Below are 23,061 nucleotides of genomic sequence, written 5' to 3'. Positions count from 1 at the left end.
GATCTCCACCGTAGCGGCCGGGATGCGCGGGCCATACCGGGCCTCAACGGGCAATTGCCGTATGCCAGGCGTATCGTCGGAGTGAGTCACCTCTGGAAGGAGCTCTGGATGGGCATCTTCGACAGGTTCAAGAGCCACGCGCGGGACAAGGGTCCGAACATGTCCGACACCGCCGAGCGCGAGATCAACAAGCGGACGGGCGACAAGTACGCGGAACAGGTCGACAAGGCGCAGCAACAGGCCGAGGACCGCATGGGGATGCGCCGCGACGACCCCGACAGGCCGTAGCCCGTAAGCAGGCAGGCAGCCCGAGAGGGCACCGCCCGAACTCCGTCCACGCGGACAGCGATCCGGCCGCGCGCAGGTCCCGACGCCTCGCCGCCCGAGGGAGTTCAGCCGTCCGGAGATTCTTCTCCCCGGGCGGCTTCGTCCTGTGCGGGGCGCGGACATCGTCCTGTGCGGGGCGCGGACATCGTCCTGTGCGGGGCCAGGCACCCTCCCGTGCAGGCCCGGGAATCGCGTCCCCTGCGAGGCGCAGGCATCCTGCCGTGCGAGGCGCAGGCATCCTCCCGTGTGAGGCGCAGGCATCCTGCCGTGCACGGCACCGACTGCGTGCCGTGCGGAGCGCGGGCTTCCCCACGGGCGGGCGTGGAGAGTGACGGCGCCGTCGGCACCCTCACGGTGCCGTCGCCACCCTCAGTTCGACCCCCGTACCCCCGACCCCCGTAACCCTCCCGGACCCCTGACCCCTGATTACTGACCCCCCGGCCCCCAATCCTCCGACGCCCCGTCAGACCTTGCCTATGCCCAGCGTCGTCTCCGACGGCAGGAGTCCCGAGCCGAGCGCCGCGACCCAGAACTCGCCGAGGAGTTCGGCGAGGCGGGCGGTGGCGTCCGGGCCGAGGAACTGCCAGGGACCCGAAGCGAGTTCGTCCGTGTGCGCCTCGACCCGGCGGCGCACCTCCCGGCCCGTCTCCGTGGCGGTGCCGTCCTCCGCGAGGAGGCCGCGGGACACGAGCCGCCGGTGCGCGGCGGTCCACTCCTCATCGCTCCACCCCCGGCTGTCGAACCGCTCCCGGGAGGCCGCGCCTATCGCCGCGAACGAGACGAGCGACTCGACGGGGTCGAGTCCGGCGACGAGCAGCGCCGCCAGGTGCCCGTCCCCGCGATGCTCGCGCAGGATCGTCGCCGCGTGCCACAGCTGGAGGTGCGGCGCCTCGGGCCAGCCCAACTCGGCGTTGGCGGCGGCCAGCGGCCGGCCCGCCGTGTTCGCCGCCTCGGCGGCGCGGCGGGCCAGGGCGGCGGCCTCGGCCAACTCGGGACTGGCCGCACGGTCGCCGAATATCGCCCCGTAGGCCCGGTCGACGGCCCGCTCCCGCGCCGCCAGCACGTCCCGCGGGCTCATCCGGTCCCACACGGCGTCCATGTACCGGGCGACCATGCGGGGACTGAAGCTGTAGAAGGCGGACGTGACCTGCCCGGCGCCGACGGCTCCCAACGGCGCGGCGCGGAACGGGAAGTAGCTCGGCCAGCGCTCCTCGGTGCCGAGACCGAGCGCGGCGGCCTCCTCGAAGGTCTCCGGCGCGTAATAGAACACGGCGTGCAGCGGCTCCAGGAGATGCCACAGCTGCCGGACCCGGCCCGGCTCCACACCGCCCCCCGGCTCCCGCTCCCCCGCCGCGGAACCGCCCACCGTCCGTGCCTCGCTGACGCTCTCCGACATGGCTTCGCTCCTTGTCGCGATCCCGCTGGCCCGCTCGCCCACAACTTGACACTGACAAGATTGCCCGAGTGCCGGCGAACTTGTCAATGCCTAGATCCCGCGTACGCTGCTGTCATGACCAGTGCCGACTCCGAGGACCGCCCCCGCTACCACCACGGCGATCTGCGGCGCGCGATCCTGAGTGCCGCCCTCGACGTCATCGCGGCCGACGGCCCGTCCGCGCTGAGCCTGCGGGACCTGGCGCGCCGGGCAGGCGTCTCGCACGCCGCGCCCGCCCACCACTTCAAGGACCGCACGGGCCTGCTCACCGCGATCGCGGCCGAGGGTTTCGCCCTGCTGGCGGACGCACTCGCGGAGGCCGCCGACCTGCGGGACGCCGGAGTCCGCTACGTACGCTTCGCGCGCGGGCGTCCGGCGCACTTCCAGGTGATGTTCACGCCCGGCCTGCTGCGCGAGGGCGATCTCGAACTGACGACGGCGCGAGCGCTGGCCGGGGAGCGGCTGCGGGCGGCGGTGGCCGCCGTACCGTCCGAGGGCAGGGGCTCCGACGCCCGCCTCGCCGGGGTCGCCGCCTGGTCGCTGGCGCACGGCTTCGCCACGCTGCTCCTCGGGCACAACCTGGACGGCCCGGTCGGCGACCAGGACCCCGAGGAGGTCTTCCGCGCCCTGACCGGCCTGCTGTTCCGACCCGGCTGACGCGCGGACGCACGAGCGCCCCGCCCCCTCGGAGGGGGACGGGGCGCCGGGACTCTCGGGAGGGAAGGGCCGCCGGACGCGCCGCCGGGTCCCCCGGAACGCTCAGGTGGCCGTCACTCGCGCACGGACCGCGGGACCTGCCCACGGCCCGCGCACCGCCGTGGGACGTGCCCACGGGCCGCGCACCGCCGCGAGACGTGCCCACGGCCCGGGGAGCGTCGTAGGCCCGCCTACGACCCCAGGACCGTCGTGAGGAACTCCCCGGTCCAGCCGAGCAGTTCGCGGCCGACCAGCGGCTTGCCGCCCACCTTCGCCGTCTTGGGGCGGGGGACGAGGAGCTGGTGCGCGGTGGGCTTGATGACCGTGCCCGGGTACAGGCGCTTGAGGCGCAGCTCCTGCGACTCGCGCAACTCCACCGGCGCGAACCGGATGTTGGTGCCCTGCAGCACGATGTCGCCGACCCCGCAGGCACGCGCGAGCATCCGCAGGCCCGCGACCAGCAGCAGGTTCTCCACCGGCTCGGGCAACTTGCCGTAGCGGTCGACCAGTTCCTCGCGGACCGCCTTGATGTCCTCCTCCGTGTTGGCGGAGGCGATGGCGCGGTACGCCTGGAGACGGAGCCGCTCGCCGGGCGCGTAGTCGTGCGGGACGTGCGCGTCGACCGGCAGCTCGATCTTGACCTCCAGCGGCGGCTCCTCCTCCACGCCGCCTTCGAGGGAGGCGCGGTAGTCCGCCACCGCCTCGCCCACCATGCGGACGTACAGGTCGAAGCCGACGCCCGCGATGTGGCCGGACTGCTCGCCGCCGAGCAGGTTTCCGGCGCCGCGGATCTCCAGGTCCTTCATCGCCACGTACATGCCGGCGCCCATCTCGGTGTGCTGGGCGATCGTGGCGAGGCGCTCGTGCGCGGTCTCGGTGAGCGGCTTCTCCGGCGGGTACAGGAAGTAGGCGTAACCGCGCTCGCGGCCACGGCCGACCCGGCCGCGCAGCTGGTGCAGCTGCGAGAGGCCGAAGTTGTCGCCGCGCTCCACGATCAGCGTGTTCGCGTTCGAGATGTCGATGCCGGACTCGACGATCGTCGTCGACACCAGCACGTCGAACTTCTTCTCCCAGAAGTCGACGACGACCTGCTCCAGGGCCTGCTCGCCCATCTGGCCGTGCGCCGTCGCGATGCGCGCCTCCGGGACGATCTCCCGCAGCCGCGCGGCGGCCCGGTCGATCGACTCGACCCGGTTGTGGATGTAGAAGACCTGTCCCTCGCGCAGCAGTTCACGGCGGACGGCCGCGCCGATCTGCTTCTCCTCGTACGGCCCGACGAAGGTCAGCACCGGGTGGCGCTCCTCCGGCGGGGTGGTGATCGTCGACATCTCGCGGATGCCCGTGACGGCCATCTCGAGCGTACGGGGGATGGGGGTGGCGGACATCGTCAGGACGTCGACGTTCGCACGGAGCTTCTTCAGCTGCTCCTTGTGCTCCACGCCGAAGCGCTGCTCCTCGTCGACGATGACCAGGCCCAGGTCCTTGAACTTGGTCTCGGAGGAGAACAGCCGGTGCGTGCCGATCACGATGTCCACCGAGCCGTCCCGCAGGCCCTCCAGGACGGCCTTCGCCTCGCTGTCCGTCTGGAAGCGGGACAGGGCGCGCACGTTCACCGGGAACTGCGCGTACCGCTCGGAGAACGTGCCGAAGTGCTGCTGGACGAGGAGCGTCGTCGGGACGAGCACGGCGACCTGCTTGCCGTCCTGCACCGCCTTGAAGGCGGCCCGCACGGCGATCTCCGTCTTGCCGTACCCGACGTCGCCGCAGACCAGGCGGTCCATGGGGACCGTCTTCTCCATGTCCTCCTTGACCTCGGCGATGGTGGTCAGCTGGTCGGGGGTCTCCGCGTACGGGAAGGCGTCCTCCAGCTCGCGCTGCCAGGGGGTGTCCGGGCCGAACGCGTGGCCGGGGGCGGCCATGCGGGCCGAGTACAGCTTGATCAGGTCGGCCGCGATCTCCTTGACGGCCTTCTTGGCGCGCGCCTTGGTCTTCGTCCAGTCGGCGCCGCCCAGGCGGTGCAGCGTGGGGGCCTCCCCGCCGACGTACTTGGTGATCTGCTCCAGCTGGTCGGTGGGGATGTAGAGCCGGTCGCCGGGCTGGCCGCGCTTGGCGGGCGCGTACTCCACGACCAGGTACTCGCGGGTCGCGCCCTGGACGGTGCGCTGCACCATCTCGATGTACCGGCCCACGCCGTGCTGCTCGTGGACGATGTAGTCGCCCGCCTCCAGCGTGAGCGGGTCGATCGTCTTGCGGCGGCGGGCCGGCATGCGCGCGCCGTCCTTGGTCGCCGTCCGCTGCCCCGACAGGTCCGTCTCCGTGAGGACCGCGAGCTTGAGCCGCGGGTCCACGAAGCCCTGGTCGATCGAGCCGCAGGAGACGTGGACGAGGGAGGGCGTGATGTCGGTGAGGTCGGTGTCGAGGCGCGCCGCGATGCCCTCGCCGCCGAGGACCTCGACGGTGCGGGCGGCCGGGCCGTGGCCCTCGGTGAGGAAGACCGTGCGCCAGCCGTCCGAGATCCAGCCCTTGGTGTCGGCGAGGGCGCGGGCGGTGTCGCCGCGGTAGCTCTCGGGGGCGTGCATGCCCAGCTTGAGGGTGGCCGCGTCGAGCTCCTCGTCGGCGGCGAAGGGGCTCACGGACCACCACATCATGCCCAGCTCGCGGGCGCGCTCCCGGACGTCCGCGATGGACCACAGGGAGGCGGCGTCTACGTCGATGGGCGCCTCGCCGCCGCCCGCGGTCGCCGCCCAGGACGCCTGGAGGAACTCCTGCGACGTCGCCACCAGGTCCGAGGCCCGCGTCCGCACCCGCTCCGGGTCGCAGACGACGGCCATCGAGCCCTGCGGCAGTACGTCGAGCAGCAGCTCCATGTCGTCGACCAGCACCGGCGCCAGGGACTCCATGCCCTCGACGGCGATGCCCTCGGCGATCTTGCCGAGCAGCTCGTCCAGCTCGGGGTGCTCCTGGGCGAGGGCGGCGGCGCGCTGCCGTACGTCGTCGGTGAGCAGCAGCTCGCGGCAGGGCGGGGCCCACAGACCGTGGTCGGCGATCTCCAGGGACCGCTGGTCGGCGACCTTGAAGTAGCGGATCTCCTCGATGTCGTCGCCCCAGAACTCCACGCGCAGCGGGTGTTCCTCGGTGGGCGGGAAGACGTCCAGGATGCCGCCGCGGACCGCGAACTCGCCGCGCTTCTCGACGAGTTCGACCCGGGAGTACGCGGCCGCGGCGAGCGCCTCGACGACGCGGCCGAGGTCGGCGCTCTCGCCGGTGCGCAGGGCGACGGGCTCCAGGTCGCCGAGGCCCTTGACCTGCGGCTGGAGCACGGAGCGGATGGGGGCGACGACGACGGAGACCGGGCCGGTCTCGGGGTCGTCCGGCCGCGGGTGCGCGAGGCGGCGCAGGACGGCCAGGCGGCGGCCGACGGTGTCGCTGCGGGGGGAGAGCCGCTCGTGCGGGAGCGTCTCCCAGGAGGGGTAGTCCACGACGCCGTCGGGCGGCAGCAGGGAGCGCAGCGCGGCGGCCAGGTCCTCCGCCTCGCGGCCGGTCGCCGTCACCGCGAGCACGGGGCGACCGGTCTCGCGGGCCAGGGCGGCCACCGCGAAGGGGCGGGCCGCGGGAGGTCCGACCAGGTCGACGTGCATGCGGTTTCCGTCGGCGGCGGCCTTTACCGCTTCCGCGAGTGCGGCGTCCTTGACGACGGCGTCGAGCAGACCGTGCAGGCTCATGAAAGGCAATCCCGTCCGGGGGTGGGCAACGCGAAGCGCCCGGCGCGAGGTCTGGCCGGGGGCCTCCAGCGTACGTCGGTGTGGGCGGCGGTGCCGTGCCTGTGGACGACGGCCCCAGCCCCGGGGGCCCGACGCCGGCTTCCCGTCCGGCGGGGGTCCGCGTCCCCCGGTGGGGGCGGTGTCCCCGGTGGGTTCTTCTCCCGGTTCTGCGTTCCCCGGTGGGGGCTGACGTCCCTGAGGGCTGACGTCCCCAGACCCCAACGCCGGACGGGCTGAAATATCTCCAGCTGGCCCCCAACCGGCTGGACGGGCTGATACCTGCCCTGGGCCCTCGCGAACGCCGACGGAGGCTGAAAACCCAGCCCGGCGGGCTGAAATACCTCCCGCGTCCCCGGGCTGGGCAGTGCACGCCTGCCCGTCTGGGCGGGGCACGCCTCCTCGGCTGGGCCCCGCCAAAGCGGCCCGGCCCGGTCCAGGGGAGCCGTGGCTCTCCTGGACCGGGCCGGGCCCGTTCCCCGTGACCCCCGTCCGCGGGGGGCTACTCGGTGGCGATGGCGTTGAGGACGTTCATGCGGCCCGCGCGGAACGCCGGGACGAGGGCGGCGAAGAGGCCCACGAAGGCGGATCCGACGAAGACGCCGATGATCGTCGGCCAGGGGATGTCGAGGACGTTCAGGCCCTCCAGGGCGAGGAGCCTCTGCGCCGTGGCGCCCCAGCCCATGCCGAGGCCGAGGCCGAGGAGGGCGCCGAAGAGGGCGATGACGACGGACTCCAGGCGGATCATGCGGCGCAGCTGGCGGCGGGAGAGGCCGATGGCGCGCATCAGGCCGATCTCCCTGGTCCGCTCGACCACCGACAGGGCCAGGGTGTTCACCACACCGAGGACCGCCACGATGATCGCCAGGGCGAGCAGGCCGTAGACCATGTTGAGGAGCTGGCCGATCTGGTCCTTCAGCTCCTGCTTGTAGTCGGTCTGGTCGCGGACCTGGTACTGCGGGTAGTCGTGCAGCGCCTTCTTCAGCGCCGTGTACGCCTGGGTCTCCTGGCCCTTCCTGGCCTCGGCGAACATGATCGAGTTGGGCGGGACCTGGTCGGCCGGGAGGTACTTCTTCATCGTGTCGATGCTGATGTAGCGCACGCCCTTGTCGAGGACGCCTTCGTCGTCCGTGATGGCCGCGACCCGGAGCTTCGCGGTCCGGCCGCCCTTGAAGGCGACGGTGAAGGTGTCGCCGACGTGCACGCCGTGCTTCTTGGCGTAGTCGGAGCCGACCGACATGGCGTCCTTGCCGTAGGCGGCGGACAGGGTGCCGGCCGTGACGGGGCGGCGCAGGTCCTGGGCGTACGTCGGGTCGGCGGCCGTCATCTGCGAGGTGTCGGTGGTGCCGTCGGGCGCGGTGAGGGTGGCGTTCACCTCCTTGTAGCGGGTGACGTGGGCCAGGTGCGGGCTGTTCCGCATGGCCTTCTCGGCCTGCGGGACGATCCGCTGGTTGCCCTGGACGATGAAGTCCGCGCCGACCGACTTGTCCAGTTCGCTGGTGGCGGAGGCGACCATCGAGGAACCGACGACCGACAGGCAGGCCACGAGGGCGAGCCCGATCATCAGGGCCGCGCCGGTGGCTCCGGTGCGGCGCGGGTTGCGCAGGGCGTTGCGTTCGGCGAGCCGGCCCACCGAGCCGAAGGGCCGCAGCAGCACGGCGCTGAGCACCCGTACGACGCCGCCGGTCAGCAGCGGGCCGATGATGACGAAGCCGATCAGGGAGAGCACCACGCCCGCGCCCAGCATCAGCGAACCGTCGCTCGCCTTGTCGGCCTGCGCCGCGGCGAACAGGGCGAAGGCGCCCGCACCGGTCAGGAGGAGCCCGATCAGGCCGCGCACCACACCGGCCCTGCCGTCGGCCGGCGTTCCGGCGTCGCGCAGCGCGGCCATCGGGGAGATCTTGCCGGCGCGGCGGGCCGGCAGGTAGGCGGCGAGGACGGTGACGACCACGCCCAGGACGACTCCGGCGATCGGGGTGGCCGCCTTGACGGTCAGGTCGTCGGTGGAGAGGTTCATGCCGGCCGCCGACATGAGCTTCATCAGGCCGATCGCGATGCCGACGCCGGCGCCGACGCCGAGGATCGACCCGACCACGCCGAGCAGCAGCGCCTCGACCAGCACGGAGCGGTTGACCTGCTTGCGGGAGGAGCCGATGGCCCGCATGAGGCCGATCTCGCGGGTGCGCTGGGCGACCAGCATGGAGAAGGTGTTGATGATCAGGAAGATGCCCACCAGGAACGCGATCCCGGCGAAGCCGAGCATGGCGTACTTGATGACGTTCATGAACTCGCCGACGTCCTGGCGGTTCTCGTCGGCGTTCTCCTTGGCGGTCTGCAGCTTGTACGTGCCGCCGTCCAGGGACCGGGCGACGTTCGCCTTGAGCTGGGTGTCGCTGACGCCGGGGGCCGCGGTGACCAGGACGTGGGTGAACCGGCCGGTGGCGCCGAGGAGTTCGCGCTGGGAGGTGGCGGTGTCGAAGTAGACGACCGTGGCGCCGGGGTTGGTCACCTTGAAGGCGGCGATGCCGCTGATCCGCGCCCGGAAGTCACCGGCGACGGAGATCGTGCGCAGTTCGTCGCCGAGCTTCAGGTGGTGCTTGTCGGCGGTGTCGGCGTCGACCATCACCTCGGTGGGGCCGCGTGGCGCGTGTCCGGAGGTGATCTCCATGGACCGCAGGTCGTTCTTCGTCCAGTTGCCGGCGATCGTCGGGGCGCCGCTGTCGGAGCCCATGTTCTCGTTGTCCTTGTCGACGACGGTCACGTTCATCGAACTGACCGCGCCCTCCGCCGACTTGGCGCCGTCGGCGCCGGCCGCCTGCCGCACCGCGGAGGCGGGCAGCGACTCGGGCTTGCCGTTCTGCGGGGTGTCGTCGCTCCTGGCGTCCTTCGGGGAGACCGTGACGTCGGACGCGGTCGTCGCGAAGAGCTTGTCGAACGTCGTGTTCATCGTGTCGGTGAACACCAGCGTGCCGCAGACGAACGCCACCGACAGCAGGACGGCGACGGCCGACAGGGCCATGCGCCCCTTGTGCGCGAGGAAGTTGCGCATCGAGGTCTTGACGACGGTCATGACGTCCGTCCCCGGGCGTCGAAGTCCTTCATGCGGTCCAGCACGGCTTCGGCGGTGGGCCGGTGCATCTCGTCGACGATGCGGCCGTCGGCCAGGTACAGCACGCGGTCCGCGTACGAGGCCGCCACCGGGTCGTGCGTGACCATGACGATGGTCTGGCCGAGCTCGTCGACGGAGCGGCGCAGGAAGCCCAGTACCTCGGCGCCTGCCCGGGAGTCGAGGTTTCCGGTCGGCTCGTCACCGAAGATGATCTCGGGCCGGGCAGCGAGGGCACGGGCCACCGCGACGCGCTGCTGCTGGCCGCCGGAGAGCTGGGTCGGCCGGTGCTTGAGCCGGTCGCCGAGACCGACGGTGTCGACGACCTGACTCAGCCACGCCTTGTCGGGTTTGCGGCCGGCGATGTCCATCGGCAGCGTGATGTTCTCCAGGGCGTTCAGCGTCGGGAGCAGGTTGAACGCCTGGAAGATGAAGCCGATCCGGTCCCGGCGCAGCTGGGTGAGCTTCTTGTCCTTGAGGCCGGTGATCTCGGTCTCGTCCAGGAAGATCTGCCCGGAGGTGACGGTGTCGAGTCCGGCGAGGCAGTGCATCAGCGTCGACTTGCCGGACCCGGAGGGGCCCATGATCGCGGTGAAGCGGCCCCGGGCGATGTCGACGTCGACGTGGTCGAGAGCGACGACGCGGGTCTCCCCGGAGCCGTACGCCTTGACGACCTGCCGCGCCTTGGCGGCAACGGCCGTACGCCCTCCAGTGCCCCCGTGCCTGGGAATGGTCACAGCCGTTGTCACGGTAAGTCTCCTATGTCGGTCGGCGGTTGAGCAGGGCGGTGCCGCGGGTAGTTTGCGGTGCCGCCGGGCGGGGCCCGGTGGTCCTGGACCCGGTCGCTCGGTACGTCGTTCAGTCTGGTGGCCGCAGGGGGTCCGGCGCGCTGGTGCCCAGCGCACTCTTCACCTGGGGAAAACCCCACCCCCCGGGGTGCGGTCCGCAGGACCCGGGCGGGCCGCGGACCGCTTCCCAGCGGCGTAAAGCCAGGTTAAGGACCGGCCGGGTGCTTCCTCGTCCTCCGGCGGTACGAACCCTCCCCGAGCCGTAGTACGGAGGTACCCCTAGGGGCTCTCCACCCTGCGGTGGAGTCCTTCTCGGGGTCGTGTCCACCTCCGGGCCCTTCCGGCGTCCACCCTCCCGCCGCGCGGCGGGAGGGTGAGAAGGTGTCCGGGGCGGATAGATGCAGGGGGAAGGAATCCAGTGGGCCAGGGGGAGACGGACACACCGGCCACGCGGGCCGGCGCACCGGCGGACGGGCGGACGGAGGTCCGCCGGCGGCGGGCGGTGGTCGCCGCTCTCATGCTCGCCATGGCGCTCGCCGCGCTCGACTCCACCATCGTGTCCACCGCCGTGCCGCAGATCGTCGGCGACCTCGGCGGCTTCTCCGTCTTCTCGTGGCTGTTCTCCGGCTACCTGCTGGCGGTCACCGTCACCCTGCCGGTGTACGGCAAGCTCTCCGACACCTTCGGCCGCAAGCCGGTGCTGGTCGCGGGCGCCGTCCTGTTCCTCGCCGGCTCCCTGCTCTGCGCCGCCGCGTGGAACATGGCCGCGCTCATCGCGTTCCGCGTCGTGCAGGGGCTCGGCGGCGGTGCCCTCCAGGGCACCGTCCAGACGCTCGCCGCCGACCTGTACCCGCTGAAGGAGCGCCCGAAGATCCAGGCGCGGCTGTCCACGGTGTGGGCGACGTCGGCGGTCGCGGGTCCCGCGCTGGGCGGCCTCCTCGCGGCGTACGCGGACTGGCGCTGGATCTTCCTGATCAACCTGCCGGTCGGCGCGCTCGCCCTGTGGCTGATCGTCCGTCACCTGCACGAGCCCGAGCGCGTCGCCCGCCGGGAGCGGCCCCGGGTCGACTGGGCGGGCGCGCTCGCCGTGTTCGCCTGCGGCGGTGTCCTGCTGATGGCGCTGGTGCAGGGCGGCGTCGCCTGGGCGTGGCTGTCGGCGCCCTCCCTCGCCCTGTTCGGCACGGGACTGGCGCTGGTCGCGGTCGTCGTCCTCGTGGAGCGGCGGGCGGCCGAGCCGATCATCCCGGGCTGGGTGTGGCGGCGCCGGACGATCGCCGCGGTCAATCTGGCGCTCGGCGCGCTCGGGCTGCTCATGGTCGCGCCGACCGTGTTCCTGCCGACGTACGCGCAGGCGGTGCTCGGGCTGGCGCCGGTCGCCGCCGGATTCGTGCTGTCCGTATGGACGTTGAGCTGGCCGGTGTCGGCGGCGCTCAGCCAGCACGTGTACCGGCGGATCGGCTTCCGCAACACCGCGATGCTCGGGATCGGCGTGGCCGCGCTCCTGCTGCTCGCGTTCCCCTTCCTCCCCTACCCGGGCGAACCGTGGCAGCCGGCCCTGCTGATGCTGCTCCTCGGCGGCGCGCTCGGCCTCTTCCAGCTCCCGCTGATCATCGGGGTCCAGTCCACGGTCGGCTGGGCGGAACGCGGCACGGCAACCGCCTCCGTCCTGTTCTGCCGCCAGACCGGGCAGACGGTCGGCGCGGCCCTGTTCGGCGCGGTCGCCAACGGGGTGCTCGCGGCCCGCCTCGGCGGAGCGGGCGACCTCGACTCGGTGACCCGCGCGCTGGACTCCGGTCACCCCGACGGCCACCTGAGCAGGGCGGTCGCCGACGCCGTGCACGCCGTCTACCTGGGCGCGGCCGGCGCGGCGGCCCTCGCGTTCCTGGTGCTGCTCGTGCTGGCGCCGCGCCGGTTCCCCGTCCTGGACAACCAGGCCGGCTGACCGCGGGTCCGGGCCGTGACGCCGGACGGCCGACCGCGGACCCGGCCCACGCCGTGGACGCCCGGACGGCCGGGTTAACGCGGGTAACACCGCAGGTCACCGAAGTAAGCGCGTACCGACCGCTCAGTTTGCCGAAAGTGCCCCGCGCGCCGGATACCTGCGAGTAGCGTGCCTCGCTCACCCCCCGCTCCCTGCGGTCCGCAAGGGCCCGAGCCACGCAAGGAGAAACGGGATGCCAGACGCGTTCTCGTCCCCCGAGTACCAGCAGAACCAGCAGTTCCCGTACAACTCCTCACCCTCCTACGCCACCTATCCCTGGCAGCCGCCGCCGGCCCCGCCCGCGCGGGCACGCCGTCCGCGCCACCACGCGCTGGGGCAGCACAGCGACATCCGCCTGCTGCGCAGCGCCTACCGCTGGCAGCGCCGCGTGGCCACCCTCACCGCCCTCGGCTACTTCGTGCTGTTCCTCCTCCTCTCCGCGTTCGTCCCCTCCCTGATGACGCGGACCGTCTCCGGCGGCCTGTCCGTCGGCCTGCTCCTGGGAGTGCTCCAGGTCCCGGTCACCTGCCTGGCGATCCTCGTGTACGAGTACACGGCCCGCCGGCGCGTCGACCCGGTCGCCGACCGCATCCGCAGACAGTCCGCGCTGGACATCAGGCGGGAGGAGTCCCGGTGACCGGGTTCAGCAGTTCCGCGCAGGCCATGTCCCTGGTGGCCTTCACCGCCGTCGCCACCATCACGCTGCTGCTGTGCGTGATGACGGGCCCCGACCGCGACGACATCGACGAGTTCTACACCGGGTACGGGTCGCTCTCCCCCATGCGCAACGGCCTCGCCATCGCCGGGGACTACATCTCCGCGGCGACCGTCCTCGGCACCGGCGGCGTCATCGCGCTCGCCGGGTACGACGGCGTCGTCCTCGCCCTGAGCACCGCCCTGTCGCTGATGCTGCTGATGTTCCTGCTCGCCGAACCCCTGCGCAACGCGGGCCGGTTCACCATGGGCGACGCGTTCGCGCGGCGCATGCCCGGACGCGCGGTCCGCATCACCGCGTGCGCCGCGACCATCACCGCGCTGCTCCCCCTGATGCTGGTCCAGCTGGCCGGCACCGGCGACCTGCTGGCATTCCTCCTCGGCTTCTCCAGCGACTCCCTGAAGACCGGCTGCGTGATCGGGCTCGGCGTGCTGATGATCAGCTACGCGGCGATCGGCGGCATGAAGGGCACCGCCCTCATCCAGATCATGAAGATCGTGATGCTGCTCGGCTCCGGAGCCGTGGTCGCCGTCCTCATCATGAGCCGCTTCGACTGGAGTCCGGGCGCGCTGCTGGACGCCGCGGCGCAGGGCAGCGGCGCGGGACCGGCCTTCCTGCAGTCGGGACTGCAGTTCGCCGGCGGACCCAGCCCCCGCCTGGACATGATCAGCGCGGAGCTGACCGTCGTCCTCGGCGGCGCCTGCCTGCCCCACGTCACCATGCGCATGTACACCGCCAACAGCGCCCGCCAGGTGCGCCGTTCGCTGTCCTGGGCGGTGCCGTCGGTGGCCCTGTTCGTGCTCGTCATCTCGGTCGTCGGATTCGGCGCGACGGCGCTGATCGGGCGGGAGGTGATCGCCGGCGCCGACCCGCAGGGCAACACGGCCTATCTGCTGGGCGCCCGGGCCGCGTTCGGGACGAGCGTCTCCACGGCGGAGACCCTGCTGTTCACCACGGTCACCACCGCGCTGTTCCTGACGGTGCTCGCCTCGGTCGCCGGGATGATCCTGGCCTGCGCCAACTCCCTCGCCCACGACGTGTTCGCGGCGCGCGTGCGGGAGATGAGCCCGCGCCGCGAGATGACCGTCGCCCGGCTCTCCGCTCTCGCGGTCGGCGCACCGGCGATCCTGCTCGCCACCCTCGTCCAGCACCACAGCCTGCAGCCGCTGGTCACCCTGTCGTTCTGCCTGGGCGCGTCCGCCATAGCGCCCGCGCTGGTCTACAGCCTCTTCTGGCGCCGCTACACCCGCGCGGGCCTGATGTGCACCCTCATCGGCGGCACACTCACCGTCCTGGTGCTCATGACGGGCACCAACCTGGTGTCCGGCTCCCCCGCCGCCGCCTTCCCCGAGGCCGACTTCAACTGGTTCCCGTTCACCACGACCGGCATCCTCTCCATCCCGCTGGGCTTCGCCTACGGCTGGCTGGGGACGGTGGCCTCCGGACGCCGCAAGGCGGAGCAGCAGCGCCGGCAGTACGAGGCGGTGGAGGGCTGGATCCTGGCGGGCGCCGTCCGCCGCACCGACTGAACGGCCGCACGACGACACCGCGGGCGCCGGGCGGAGATCACTCGACCGGCGCCCGCCCCGTCAGCGCCATCAGCTTCCCGCGCACGTGGTCCATGTGGGCGCGCACCTCGTCCCACCGCTCGCCGTGCTCCCGCAGCACCCGCTCGGTCTCCCGCGCGACGCCGTCCGCGCGGAGCCGGGCGTCGGCGAGCACCTCCGCCGCCCGCTTCCCGGCCGCCTCCTCGGTGAGCGGCACCGACGCCTCGGCCCGCGCCAGCTCCCGCCCCGCCGCCGCCAGCGCGGCCTCGGCCCGGGCCGCCAGCTCCTCGTGGTGCGCGTCGAGCGCCGCCGCCCGCTCCTCGGCCGCCCGTTCGGCCTCCGCCCAGCGCGCCGCCTGCTCCCGCTCCTGGCCGGCGAGCAGCGCCTCGCCGCGCCGCCGCGCCTCGCGCAGTACGGCCAGCACCTCACCGCGGCCCTCCTTGACCGCGCGCCGCGCCGAGATCCGCACGGCGTCCGCCTCGGCACGGGCCGCCTCCAGCCGCCGCCCCACCTGCCCGTCGGTCTCGGCGCGCACCGCCTCCGCGTACGCCTCCGCGTCCTCGCGCAGCCGCCGGCCGTCCTCCCGCGCCGCTTCCACCGCCAGCCGCGCCTGCCTGCGGGCGCCCTCGCGCACCGCGTCGGCCTCCTCGACGGCCAGCGCGAACAGCCGCCGGGCGCTCTCGCCGAGACTCTCGTACGTCTGCGGAGCGAGGCCGGCGACCACCTCGCGCAGATCCTCGGCGTCGGCCTCCATGTCCCTGGCCAGCACGGTCAGCCGGGCGGCCCGCTCCCAGGCGGCGTCGCGGTCCTGCGAGAGCGCCGCGGCGAACGCGTCGACCTGCTCGGGACGGTAACCACGCCGTGCGGCCACGAAGCCGTGCGGCGACACCGGAGCGCTGCTCATCCTGTAACCCCTCTCCGCCGTACACACACGAAATACGGAATGATTTCGCGCATATACTGCTGGATCGCACGGAAGTGTTCATAACGCGACACTCCGCCCGGTCCATCCGGTCACGGCGCACAACAAAAGGGGCGGACCCGGTCCTACGACCGAATCCGCCCCTCGGGTACGGGACCCGAACTCAGCGGCGCCTCACAGCAGCCCGTCCCACATCTGCTCCAGCAGCACCGACCACCAGCTCTCCGGCGACCCCAGCGCCGCCGGGTCCAGAGCGGCCAGCTGCGCCTGGAAGTCCACCGTCCAGCGGCCCGCCTGCTCCTGGTTGAGACCGAACCGCAGCCGCCACATCCGGCCCAGCAGCGCCAGACAGCGCGCGAACTCCGGCAGCCCCGTGTTCACGAACTGCGGCGGCACCGACCCCCCACCGGGACCCGCCTCCACCGGCACGGCCACGATGTTCGCCGTGCCGTACTGGACACAGACCGCCCGGCCGAAGTCACTGCCCATCACCAGATACGAACCCGCGTCCGGAGACGGCTGCACCCCCCGCTCCTGCGCCAGCTCGGCGAGCGTCGGCACCGGACGGCCCGGCTGCGCCTGCGCCCAGAAGAACGGCCCCATGTCGACCGGCAGCCCGGCCACCACCAGCGTGTGCGCCACGATCGGCGGCACGCCCTGCCGGGACACCGCCGCCTGGTCGAAGCGGAAGACACCCGGCCCGAACGCCGCCGCCAGCTCGTGCGCGATGCCCTCCGGCGGGAGCGGCGGCGCCGGATGCACCGGCGGGATCGGGGCCCGCACCGGCGCCGGCCGCGCCGGACCGTCCGCCACCTGGTGCAACTCACCCTGATGCGCGAGCAGTTGCTGCATGCCCTGCTGACGGCTCGCGTGATCCGTGCCGTACGGGGCGATGCTGGTGATCCGCGCCTGCGGCCAGGTCTCCCGGATCATCCGCGCGCAGTACGCGCCCGGCAGCTCGCAGGACTCCAGCTCCGTGTGCAGCTCCAGCACCTGCTGCGGCGGCACGTTCATCGCGCGCAGCTCGTGCAGGATCTGCCACTCCGGATGCGGGGTGCCCGGCGCGGACCGCCGGATCAGCTGCTGCTCCGACCCGTCCTGGGCCCGGTAGCGCAGCACCGCCTGGTAACCGGGGCCCACGGTCGGCAGCCCGCCCTGCGGATACCCGTACGCCGGCGGCTGCTGACCGGGCACCGGCTGACCCGGCACCGGCTGCGGGGCGCCCGGAGGCACGCCGGGGGCCTGCGGCGGCGGGGGCACACCCGGACCGCCGACCGCCGGACCCGCCAGCATCGTCGCCGCGTGATGGACCGCGCCCGGAGCACCGGGCGCCGCCGGGGCACCCGGAACGCCGGGCGGCTGCGGGGCACCGGGCTGGTGCGGGCCGCCGACCGCGGGACCCGCCAGCATCGTCGCCGCGTGAGGAGCGTCACCCGGAGGCGTACCGCCCGGCCGGCCCGGCGCACCCGGAGGCCGCGGAGCACCGGGAGCGGACGGAGCGCCCGGACCGCCGACCGCGGGACCCGCCAGCATCGTCGCCGCGTGAGGAGCGTCACCCGAAGGCGTGCCGCCCGAATGGCCCGGCGCACCCGGAGCGCCCGGGGCCTCGGGCCCGTCCGGGCCCAGCTGCGAGACGAGCCGCGTCGGCACGTACCCGCCCGCCGGCGCGCCCGGAGCACCCGGAGCCGGCGGAGGCGTCGGCCGCGCCCCCGGCACACCCGGCTCACCCGGCGGCGGAGGCGTCGCCGCGCCACCGCCCCGCCCGGCCCGCGCGGGAGGCTGCGCCTTGCTGGTCGCCGCGTCCGCGATGTCACCCGCGTTCGACGGCAGCGGACGACCGGCGGACGCCGGACCCGCGGGCGGCTGCGGCGCGTGCGGCACCCCGGCAACCCCCGGACCGCCGTACGGCGCGACACCCGGCGCAGGCGTGCCCTGACCGCCGGGAAGGGGCGCCCCGTGCGGGGGCGTGCCCTGATGGCCACCGGGAACGGGCGCCCCCTGAGGAGGCGTGCCCGCACCAGTCGGAACCGCGGTCCCCGGAGCCGGCGTACCCGGACCACCGGGAACCGGCGTGCCCGGAGGCGGCGTGCCCGGAACCGCCGGTCCCTGCGGGGCGCCCGGAACCGGGCCGGGACCCTGCGGATAGCCGTACGACGGCGCACCCGGCGGCGGCGCGTCCTGCGGGCCTGCCGCCGCCCGCGCGCCCGGACCCTGCGGCCCAGGAGCGGCGGGATCGTCCAGCGCCGGCGCCACCGTCGTCCGCGGAAGCATGCTGCCGCCCGACATCAGAGCCGTCTTCGCGTCCGGCGTCACCCCCGGCGGCGGCGTCGCGTCGTCGGCATCGCTCAGCGGCGGCGCGAACACCGTCACCGGCAACGGCACCGAACGGTCCTCGCCCCCCTCGCCGTTGGTGTCCGTACCCGCCCACGGCGTCGCCCCCGCGGGCGCACCCGGCACCCGGTCCCGCGGCGGCGCGTCCTCGGCGCCCTCGGCGTCGTCGGCCGCCGCGGCCGCCGGCCACGGCGTCGCACCCCCCGGAACCCCCGGAACCCCGGCGCCCGCTGACGCCGCGTCATCACCCGACCCGTTGGCCGACGGACCCCCCGACGACGCGTCCGCGACGACCGGACGCGACCCCGCACCGTCCGACGCACCCGCCCGACGATCCGGAATCCCCATCCGGTCAGCCGCCTCCTGGAGCCACTCCGGAGGGCTCAACAAGAACGACGTCTGATTCAGATCGACCCGCTGCACGGGCGCCGGAGCCGACTGCTCCGCCGCGTCCGCCACCCCGTACTCCTCCTCGTACCGGCGAATGACCTCACCCACCGGCAGACCCGGCCACAACGTCGCCTCACCGCTGTCCCGCGCGATGACCAGCCGCTGCGCACCACCGTCCGAACGCGGACCGTCCACACGGTCCTCCGCCCACACCACGAACCCGAGATCGAACTCCCGCACCCGCACCTCCCGGTGCTGGTACGCGGCCACGTCCCCGTTGATCCACTCTTCCGCACGCTCCTGCGCCTGCGCGAAGGTCACCATCGGACGCTCACTCCCCCACCGAAGAGACCGGCACGGCGTACGCGAAGCCACCGTCCACCATCAGATTCGCCACCGTCTCCAGCTCCGGCGGATTACCCGCCAGCCGCGACAGGAACGCGTCGAAGTCGTCACCGCACGGCAGCAACAGCCGCTCCACCCGCTCGGCCGGCGGCCACGCGTCCTGATCCCGCGCGTCGTCGTACGCGCAGAACCACACCGACCCGATCCGGTCACCCTTCACCTTCACCGCCAGCAGACCGCCCTGCACGAAACCCACGCACAGATAGTCCTTGGTCAGATGGTCACGCAGACACTTGTTGATGTACACCAGGTCATTGACCGCCGCCTCGTCCCGCACCGTGAACAACGGCTGGTCCACCAGCAGCCCCAACTCGGCGTCCAGCGCCGCACCCACCGGCGCACACCCGCCCCCCGCCTTCAGAAACGACCGGTAGGCACCCGGCAACCGGTACCCGAGATCCTCCTCGACCCCCAGCACCTGCTGCTCCGTCACCGCCACCGACGCCTTCGGCAGCCCGAAATGCGCCGGCCGCGTCTCCTGCAACGGCCGCGTCCCCCGCTTCTCCTGATCCACCGCCGCCGTCGCCAGACCACCGTGATGCCGCAGCAACGCCTTCACCTCGACCGGAACCAGCTCCAGCCGCCGCGTACCCGGCACGTGATGCCACGTCCAGCCGTGCGGCGTCGCCACCGACGGAATCGTGTCCCACAGCTCGTGCCCCGTCACGGCCAGCGCCGCGTTCGCCGACACATAGTCCGTCAACCGCAACTCGTCCACCCCGAAACCCTCCGGAGGCTCCGCGATCTCCGCGGCGGCACGCGCGTACGGCGAGAAATCCGGATAGCCGTGCTCGTCCACCCGTACCCCCTTGGGATGACGCGCGGCCCGGACCGGATCCGGGAAATGCACGACCTGCCCGGCGTACGCCGCGTTCGGCGGCGCGGCTTGGCCCCCGGCCTGGCGGCCGGGAGGTGCCCCCAGCCCGAGCCGACCTGTCGTCATGACGATTGCCCCCTGCGGCGTTCTTCGTATGGCTGTATGGATCCCGGATGTCGACAGCCTATGCGGTACGACGACCCCGGTCACCGGGCCTCCAGTTCCGTGACCAGCCGTCACAACGCCGTGACCGTGCGCCGAAGCCCGGGCGTGTCGCACCGCCCCAGCTTCCCCACCAGCCACGCCGTTTGGCAGTCTGTGACCGCACCGAGGGGCGGTCACCACAGCGGCCACCACCACGGGACGGGAGGGGATGGCAACCATGAACGCGACACAGACAGGCACGTCCGGCGACCCACGAGTCGGCTGGAGCAGCTCCGACACACCCCCCACCCCCACACTCCTGCACCGCCGCGACGGCATACTCCCCACCGTCGCCGCCGCCCTCTCCGTACGCGGCGCCACCCTCACCGGCACCGCCGCCCGCGGCGACCAGCCCCCCGCCCTGCACCACCTCGTCCAGGACTACCTCGACACCCTCACCAGCGGACAACGCGACCGCTTCACCGGACGCTGCGCCGAGGCCATCCTCATCTCCCGCCACCTCGCGAACGCCGACGCCGCCCGCAGCAAACGCGCCGCCCGCAGACCCATGACCAACGGCGAGGCCCGCAAAGCCCTCAAGCACGCCAAACTCACCGCCCGCCGCATCCGCGAGGACGGCGACCCCCTGCACGGCAGCTTCGCCACCCCGTGCCGCTCCTGCACCGCGCTCAGCGACCACTTCGGCGTCCGCATCGTCGACCCCACCGCGCAGGACGACTGACCCCCCACCCCCCGCACCACGGCGACCACGCCGGTCCACGACACTCGACGAACGAAGGGCAGATGCACGCCGACCGCACCTCCACCACACGCTTCGCCGTACCCGTCGACGCCGCACTGCGGGACGCGGGCTGGCAACCGGGACGCTGGGACATAAAACAGGCCGAATACTGGGCCGACACCCTGCGCGGACACACCTCATCCGCCGGACACCGGCACACCGTCTTCCCCGCCGCCGTCGAAGCCTGGGCCGAATTCGGCGGACTCCGCATCACCCCCCAGGGACCCGGACGACGCGTCGCCCCCGCCGCCCTCCACCTCGACCCCCTGCACGGCCTCCACATGGCCCGCACCCTCGGCGACCTCGGCCGCGCCCTCGACACCGAGGTCTGCCCCCTCGGCGAGGAGACCGACACCGGCGCCGCCCTCGCCATCGACAGCGAAGGCCGCGTCTACACCCTCGACCACACCGGCGACTGGTACCTGGGCCACGACATCGACCAGGCCCTCACCACACTCCTCACCGGCCTCGAACCCGTACGCCTCACCGCCGCCTGAACCCGCCCCCGGGCGCCCACCACCAGGCGCCCCCGGACACACCCTCAGGCCGCCGGCAACACCGCCGACACCCGGTAACCCCCCGCATCCGTCGGCCCCGACACGAACACACCCCCCAGCGCCGTCACCCGCTCCTTCATCCCCACCAGACCGTTACCGCCACTCGGCAACCGCGCCGCCGCAGCCGAACCCGGCTCCGGCGGCGGCTCGTTCTCCACCTGCATCGCGATCTCCGACGAACGATGCGCCAACCGCACATACGTCTTCGCCCCCGCCGCATGCTTGTGCACGTTCGTCAACGCCTCCTGCACCACCCGGTACGCCGTCTGCTCCACCTCCCGCGCATACGACCGCACCTCCCCCTCCACCGACAGATCCACGACCATCCCCGCCGCCGCCGACTGCCCCACCAACTCGTCCAGCTCCGCCAGACACGGCCCCTCCGCCGCCTCGTCCACCGCCCGCGACGCCGCCTCCGCCGCCGCCACCCCCACCGCCACCAACGGCACCGGCGAACGCACCCCCGCCCGCGAATCCGGCTCCCCCGACCGCAAAACCCCCAACATCTCCCGCAACTCCGTCAACGCCTGCCGGCCCATGTCCCCCACCAGCGCCGCATTGCGCACCGCCTTCTCCGGATCCTTCCGCGCCACCGCCTGCAACGCCGCCGCGTGCACCACCATCAACGACACCCGGTGCGCCACCACGTCATGCATCTCCCGCGCGATCCGCGTCCGCTCCTCACCACGCGCCCACTCCGCACGCTCCTCCGCGCGCTCCGCCAGCAACTGCAGCTCCCGCTCCAGCGAATCCGCCCGCTCCCGCAGAGACTCCATCAGCCGGCGCCGCGCCCCCACATACAGACCCAGCAGCAACGGAGGCGCCGTCAGCCCCAGCGACGTCGTGATCGCCAGGAACGGCACGAACCAGTCCCCCGTCGTCAGATCACCCCGCACCACGTCCTGACTCGCCCGCACGAACGTCACGATCAACGTCCCCACCAACGACATCCCCGCCAGCGCCCCGATGATCCGCCGCGGCAGCTCCGACGCCGCGAGCGTGTACAGCCCGACGACACCCATCAGGAAACCCATCTGCGCCGGCGTGATCGCGATCGCGACCAGCACCACCGCGATCGGCCACCTCCGCCGCAGCACCAGCGCCGAACCGGCCACAAGACCGAACACGACACCCACCGCCGGCGGCAGCCCCGCGTCCCGCGCGAACGGCACCCCCTCCGCCGCGCACTCCACCGCCGACGCCAGCGCCAGGCCCACGTCCAGCACCGCACTGCGCCACTTCGCCCACCACCACGGCCCTCTCCCGGCCCCGGTGTGGTCTTCCCCCGTCGTGGTCATGCCTCCAGCCTACGGGCGCACCCCGCCCGATTTCCGGTGAGTTTTCGCGAGCGACCCCCATCACACGCCGCAATCGAACAGAAGCGAAACCTGCCGGTATCCCTCGAACTGCTGAATCGCACAGCGTCCACCCCCGGACCCCCACATTCCGCCCGAAGCCTGTGCCCATGGCATACGCACACGGCAAATACACCGACTTCGAGGACCTACGGAAACGGGCGGCGGCACTGCGCCGGGAGGGACTCAGCCTCCGGCAGATCAAGGAGCGGCTCGGCGTCCGTGACAAGAAGGTGCTCCAGCGGCTCGTCGAGGGCGAGCCGCCTCCGGAGTGGACGAGGCGGCCGAACGCGAAGGACGACCTGCGGGACAGGGCCCGCGAGCTGCGCCGCCGCGGCTGGACGTACGACGAGATCCGGGCGGAGCTGGGCTGCTCCAAGAGTTCGGTCTCGTTGTGGGTGCGCGATCTCCCCCGGCCGGAAGCACGCTGCACCCCGGAGCAACAGCGGGCGCGGATGAACGCGGGGCTGGCTCGGCTGCGCGCCTCCCAAAACCTCGCACGCGAGGCGACCAAGCGGACGGCGGCCGCGGCGGTCGGCCGGCTCTCCGACCGCGAGCTGTTCCTCGTGGGCGTGGGCCTGTACTGGGCCGAAGGGGCCAAGGACAAGCCCTACAGCCGCCGCGAGCAGGTCCTCTTCGTCAACAGCGACCCCGGCATGATCTCCGTGTTCCTCGCCTGGCTGGACCTCCTCCATGTCGACCGCGCCCGCCTGCGCTTCCGCGTGATGATCCACGAGTCCGCCGACGTGGCCGCCGCCGAGCGCTTCTGGGCGGACCACGTCGGGCCCGGCGGCCACTCCTTCCACCGCACCACGCTCAAGAAGCACAACCCGAGGACGGTGCGCAGGAACGTCGGCGACACCTACCGCGGATGCCTGGCCGTCTACGTCGGCCAGGGTGCCGAGTTGTACCGTCGCATCGAAGGTGCCTGGTACGGCATAGTGTTGGGTGCCAACTCGGCGACCTGACCGAATGTCCGGTTTAG

16 protein-coding genes are annotated in these 23,061 nt (G+C 72.9%); 8 read left to right on the top strand and 8 right to left on the bottom strand.

What is annotated here, in order from left to right:
* Nucleotides 1–108 precede the first annotated feature (108 nt).
* Nucleotides 109–288 (top strand): antitoxin, encoded by a 180-nt coding sequence (locus ACWGIS_RS01260; protein ID WP_453360332.1) that lies wholly within the window; start codon nucleotides 109–111, stop codon nucleotides 286–288.
* Between the two features lie 502 nt (nucleotides 289–790).
* Here ACWGIS_RS01260 and ACWGIS_RS01255 read toward each other — a convergent pair.
* Entirely contained in the window at nucleotides 791–1,723 is a 933-nt protein-coding gene (locus ACWGIS_RS01255; protein WP_453360331.1) for an SCO6745 family protein, read from the bottom strand.
* Between the two features lie 114 nt (nucleotides 1,724–1,837).
* Here ACWGIS_RS01255 and ACWGIS_RS01250 point away from each other — a divergent pair, with 114 nt between their 5' ends.
* Nucleotides 1,838–2,419, top strand: coding sequence for a TetR/AcrR family transcriptional regulator (locus tag ACWGIS_RS01250; RefSeq protein WP_453360330.1), 582 nt, complete (start codon nucleotides 1,838–1,840; stop codon nucleotides 2,417–2,419).
* 230 nt (nucleotides 2,420–2,649) lie between these two features.
* On the opposite strand, the gene mfd is transcribed toward ACWGIS_RS01250, so the two are convergent.
* From mfd to ACWGIS_RS01235, 3 genes are all read right to left on the bottom strand, one after another.
* Nucleotides 2,650–6,180 (bottom strand): transcription-repair coupling factor, encoded by a 3,531-nt coding sequence (gene mfd / locus ACWGIS_RS01245; protein ID WP_453360329.1) that lies wholly within the window; start codon nucleotides 6,178–6,180, stop codon nucleotides 2,650–2,652.
* A 538-nt stretch (nucleotides 6,181–6,718) separates the two neighbouring features.
* Nucleotides 6,719–9,286: an ABC transporter permease gene (locus tag ACWGIS_RS01240; protein ID WP_453360328.1), complete on the bottom strand. Its 2,568-nt coding sequence runs from the start codon at nucleotides 9,284–9,286 to the stop codon at nucleotides 6,719–6,721.
* The gene (locus tag ACWGIS_RS01235; RefSeq protein WP_453360327.1) at nucleotides 9,283–10,071 is read right to left on the bottom strand and encodes an ABC transporter ATP-binding protein; all 789 of its coding nucleotides are present in this window, start codon (nucleotides 10,069–10,071) and stop codon (nucleotides 9,283–9,285) included. Before ACWGIS_RS01235 ends, ACWGIS_RS01240 begins: the two co-directional genes overlap by 4 nt.
* Before the next feature lie 457 nt (nucleotides 10,072–10,528).
* On the opposite strand from ACWGIS_RS01235, the gene ACWGIS_RS01230 reads away from it, so the two are divergent.
* The 3 genes from ACWGIS_RS01230 to ACWGIS_RS01220 all read left to right on the top strand — a co-directional run bounded on the left by ACWGIS_RS01230 (nucleotide 10,529) and on the right by ACWGIS_RS01220 (nucleotide 14,335).
* Nucleotides 10,529–12,052 carry an MFS transporter gene (locus ACWGIS_RS01230; protein ID WP_453360326.1) on the top strand — a complete coding sequence of 508 codons (1,524 nt, stop codon included), beginning with the start codon at nucleotides 10,529–10,531 and terminating at the stop codon, nucleotides 12,050–12,052.
* A gap of 232 nt (nucleotides 12,053–12,284) precedes the next feature.
* On the top strand, nucleotides 12,285–12,728 hold the full coding sequence (locus ACWGIS_RS01225) for a DUF485 domain-containing protein (RefSeq protein WP_453360325.1): 444 nt from the start codon (nucleotides 12,285–12,287) through the stop codon (nucleotides 12,726–12,728).
* A 26-nt stretch (nucleotides 12,729–12,754) separates the two neighbouring features.
* Nucleotides 12,755–14,335, top strand: a complete 1,581-nt coding sequence (locus tag ACWGIS_RS01220; RefSeq protein ID WP_453360415.1) for a sodium/solute symporter — start codon at nucleotides 12,755–12,757, stop codon at nucleotides 14,333–14,335.
* A 37-nt stretch (nucleotides 14,336–14,372) separates the two neighbouring features.
* Here the strand turns inward: ACWGIS_RS01220 and ACWGIS_RS01215 are convergent, their stop codons facing one another.
* The 3 genes from ACWGIS_RS01215 to ACWGIS_RS01205 all read right to left on the bottom strand — a co-directional run bounded on the left by ACWGIS_RS01215 (nucleotide 14,373) and on the right by ACWGIS_RS01205 (nucleotide 19,344).
* The gene (locus ACWGIS_RS01215; protein ID WP_453360324.1) at nucleotides 14,373–15,257 is read right to left on the bottom strand and encodes a DivIVA domain-containing protein; all 885 of its coding nucleotides are present in this window, start codon (nucleotides 15,255–15,257) and stop codon (nucleotides 14,373–14,375) included.
* Nucleotides 15,258–15,449: 192 nt separating this feature from the next.
* Complete coding sequence (locus tag ACWGIS_RS01210) at nucleotides 15,450–18,320, bottom strand: SUKH-4 family immunity protein (protein WP_453360323.1); 2,871 nt, start codon at nucleotides 18,318–18,320, stop codon at nucleotides 15,450–15,452.
* Between the two features lie 7 nt (nucleotides 18,321–18,327).
* Entirely contained in the window at nucleotides 18,328–19,344 is a 1,017-nt protein-coding gene (locus ACWGIS_RS01205) for an SMI1/KNR4 family protein (RefSeq protein WP_453360322.1), read from the bottom strand.
* Between the two features lie 247 nt (nucleotides 19,345–19,591).
* Between ACWGIS_RS01205 and ACWGIS_RS01200 the strand changes: the two genes are divergently transcribed.
* Nucleotides 19,592–20,104, top strand: a complete 513-nt coding sequence (locus tag ACWGIS_RS01200) for a YwqJ-related putative deaminase (protein ID WP_453360321.1) — start codon at nucleotides 19,592–19,594, stop codon at nucleotides 20,102–20,104.
* 62 nt (nucleotides 20,105–20,166) lie between these two features.
* On the top strand, nucleotides 20,167–20,661 hold the full coding sequence (locus ACWGIS_RS01195) for an SUKH-3 domain-containing protein (protein WP_453360320.1): 495 nt from the start codon (nucleotides 20,167–20,169) through the stop codon (nucleotides 20,659–20,661).
* A gap of 44 nt (nucleotides 20,662–20,705) precedes the next feature.
* Here the strand turns inward: ACWGIS_RS01195 and ACWGIS_RS01190 are convergent, their stop codons facing one another.
* Nucleotides 20,706–22,019 (bottom strand): sensor histidine kinase, encoded by a 1,314-nt coding sequence (locus ACWGIS_RS01190; RefSeq protein ID WP_453360319.1) that lies wholly within the window; start codon nucleotides 22,017–22,019, stop codon nucleotides 20,706–20,708.
* Nucleotides 22,020–22,186: 167 nt separating this feature from the next.
* On the opposite strand from ACWGIS_RS01190, the gene ACWGIS_RS01185 reads away from it, so the two are divergent.
* Complete coding sequence (locus ACWGIS_RS01185) at nucleotides 22,187–23,044, top strand: hypothetical protein (RefSeq protein ID WP_453360318.1); 858 nt, start codon at nucleotides 22,187–22,189, stop codon at nucleotides 23,042–23,044.
* The last annotated feature ends 17 nt before the right edge of the window (nucleotides 23,045–23,061 follow it).

This window comes from Streptomyces sp. NPDC054842, from assembly GCF_053611025.1.
This window is presented reverse-complemented; position numbering and strand designations above follow the sequence as displayed.

Coding starts and splice junctions, on each gene's coding strand:
- ACWGIS_RS01260 (WP_453360332.1), top strand. CDS start 109: ATGGGCATCTTCGACAGGTTCAAGAGCCACGCGCGGGACAAGGGTCCG.
- ACWGIS_RS01255 (WP_453360331.1), bottom strand. CDS start 1,723: ATGTCGGAGAGCGTCAGCGAGGCACGGACGGTGGGCGGTTCCGCGGCG.
- ACWGIS_RS01250 (WP_453360330.1), top strand. CDS start 1,838: ATGACCAGTGCCGACTCCGAGGACCGCCCCCGCTACCACCACGGCGAT.
- mfd (WP_453360329.1), bottom strand. CDS start 6,180: ATGAGCCTGCACGGTCTGCTCGACGCCGTCGTCAAGGACGCCGCACTC.
- ACWGIS_RS01240 (WP_453360328.1), bottom strand. CDS start 9,286: ATGACCGTCGTCAAGACCTCGATGCGCAACTTCCTCGCGCACAAGGGG.
- ACWGIS_RS01225 (WP_453360325.1), top strand. CDS start 12,285: ATGCCAGACGCGTTCTCGTCCCCCGAGTACCAGCAGAACCAGCAGTTC.
- ACWGIS_RS01220 (WP_453360415.1), top strand. CDS start 12,755: ATGTCCCTGGTGGCCTTCACCGCCGTCGCCACCATCACGCTGCTGCTG.
- ACWGIS_RS01215 (WP_453360324.1), bottom strand. CDS start 15,257: ATGAGCAGCGCTCCGGTGTCGCCGCACGGCTTCGTGGCCGCACGGCGT.
- ACWGIS_RS01210 (WP_453360323.1), bottom strand. CDS start 18,320: ATGGTGACCTTCGCGCAGGCGCAGGAGCGTGCGGAAGAGTGGATCAAC.
- ACWGIS_RS01205 (WP_453360322.1), bottom strand. CDS start 19,344: ATGACGACAGGTCGGCTCGGGCTGGGGGCACCTCCCGGCCGCCAGGCC.
- ACWGIS_RS01200 (WP_453360321.1), top strand. CDS start 19,592: ATGGCAACCATGAACGCGACACAGACAGGCACGTCCGGCGACCCACGA.
- ACWGIS_RS01195 (WP_453360320.1), top strand. CDS start 20,167: ATGCACGCCGACCGCACCTCCACCACACGCTTCGCCGTACCCGTCGAC.
- ACWGIS_RS01190 (WP_453360319.1), bottom strand. CDS start 22,019: ATGACCACGACGGGGGAAGACCACACCGGGGCCGGGAGAGGGCCGTGG.
- ACWGIS_RS01185 (WP_453360318.1), top strand. CDS start 22,187: ATGGCATACGCACACGGCAAATACACCGACTTCGAGGACCTACGGAAA.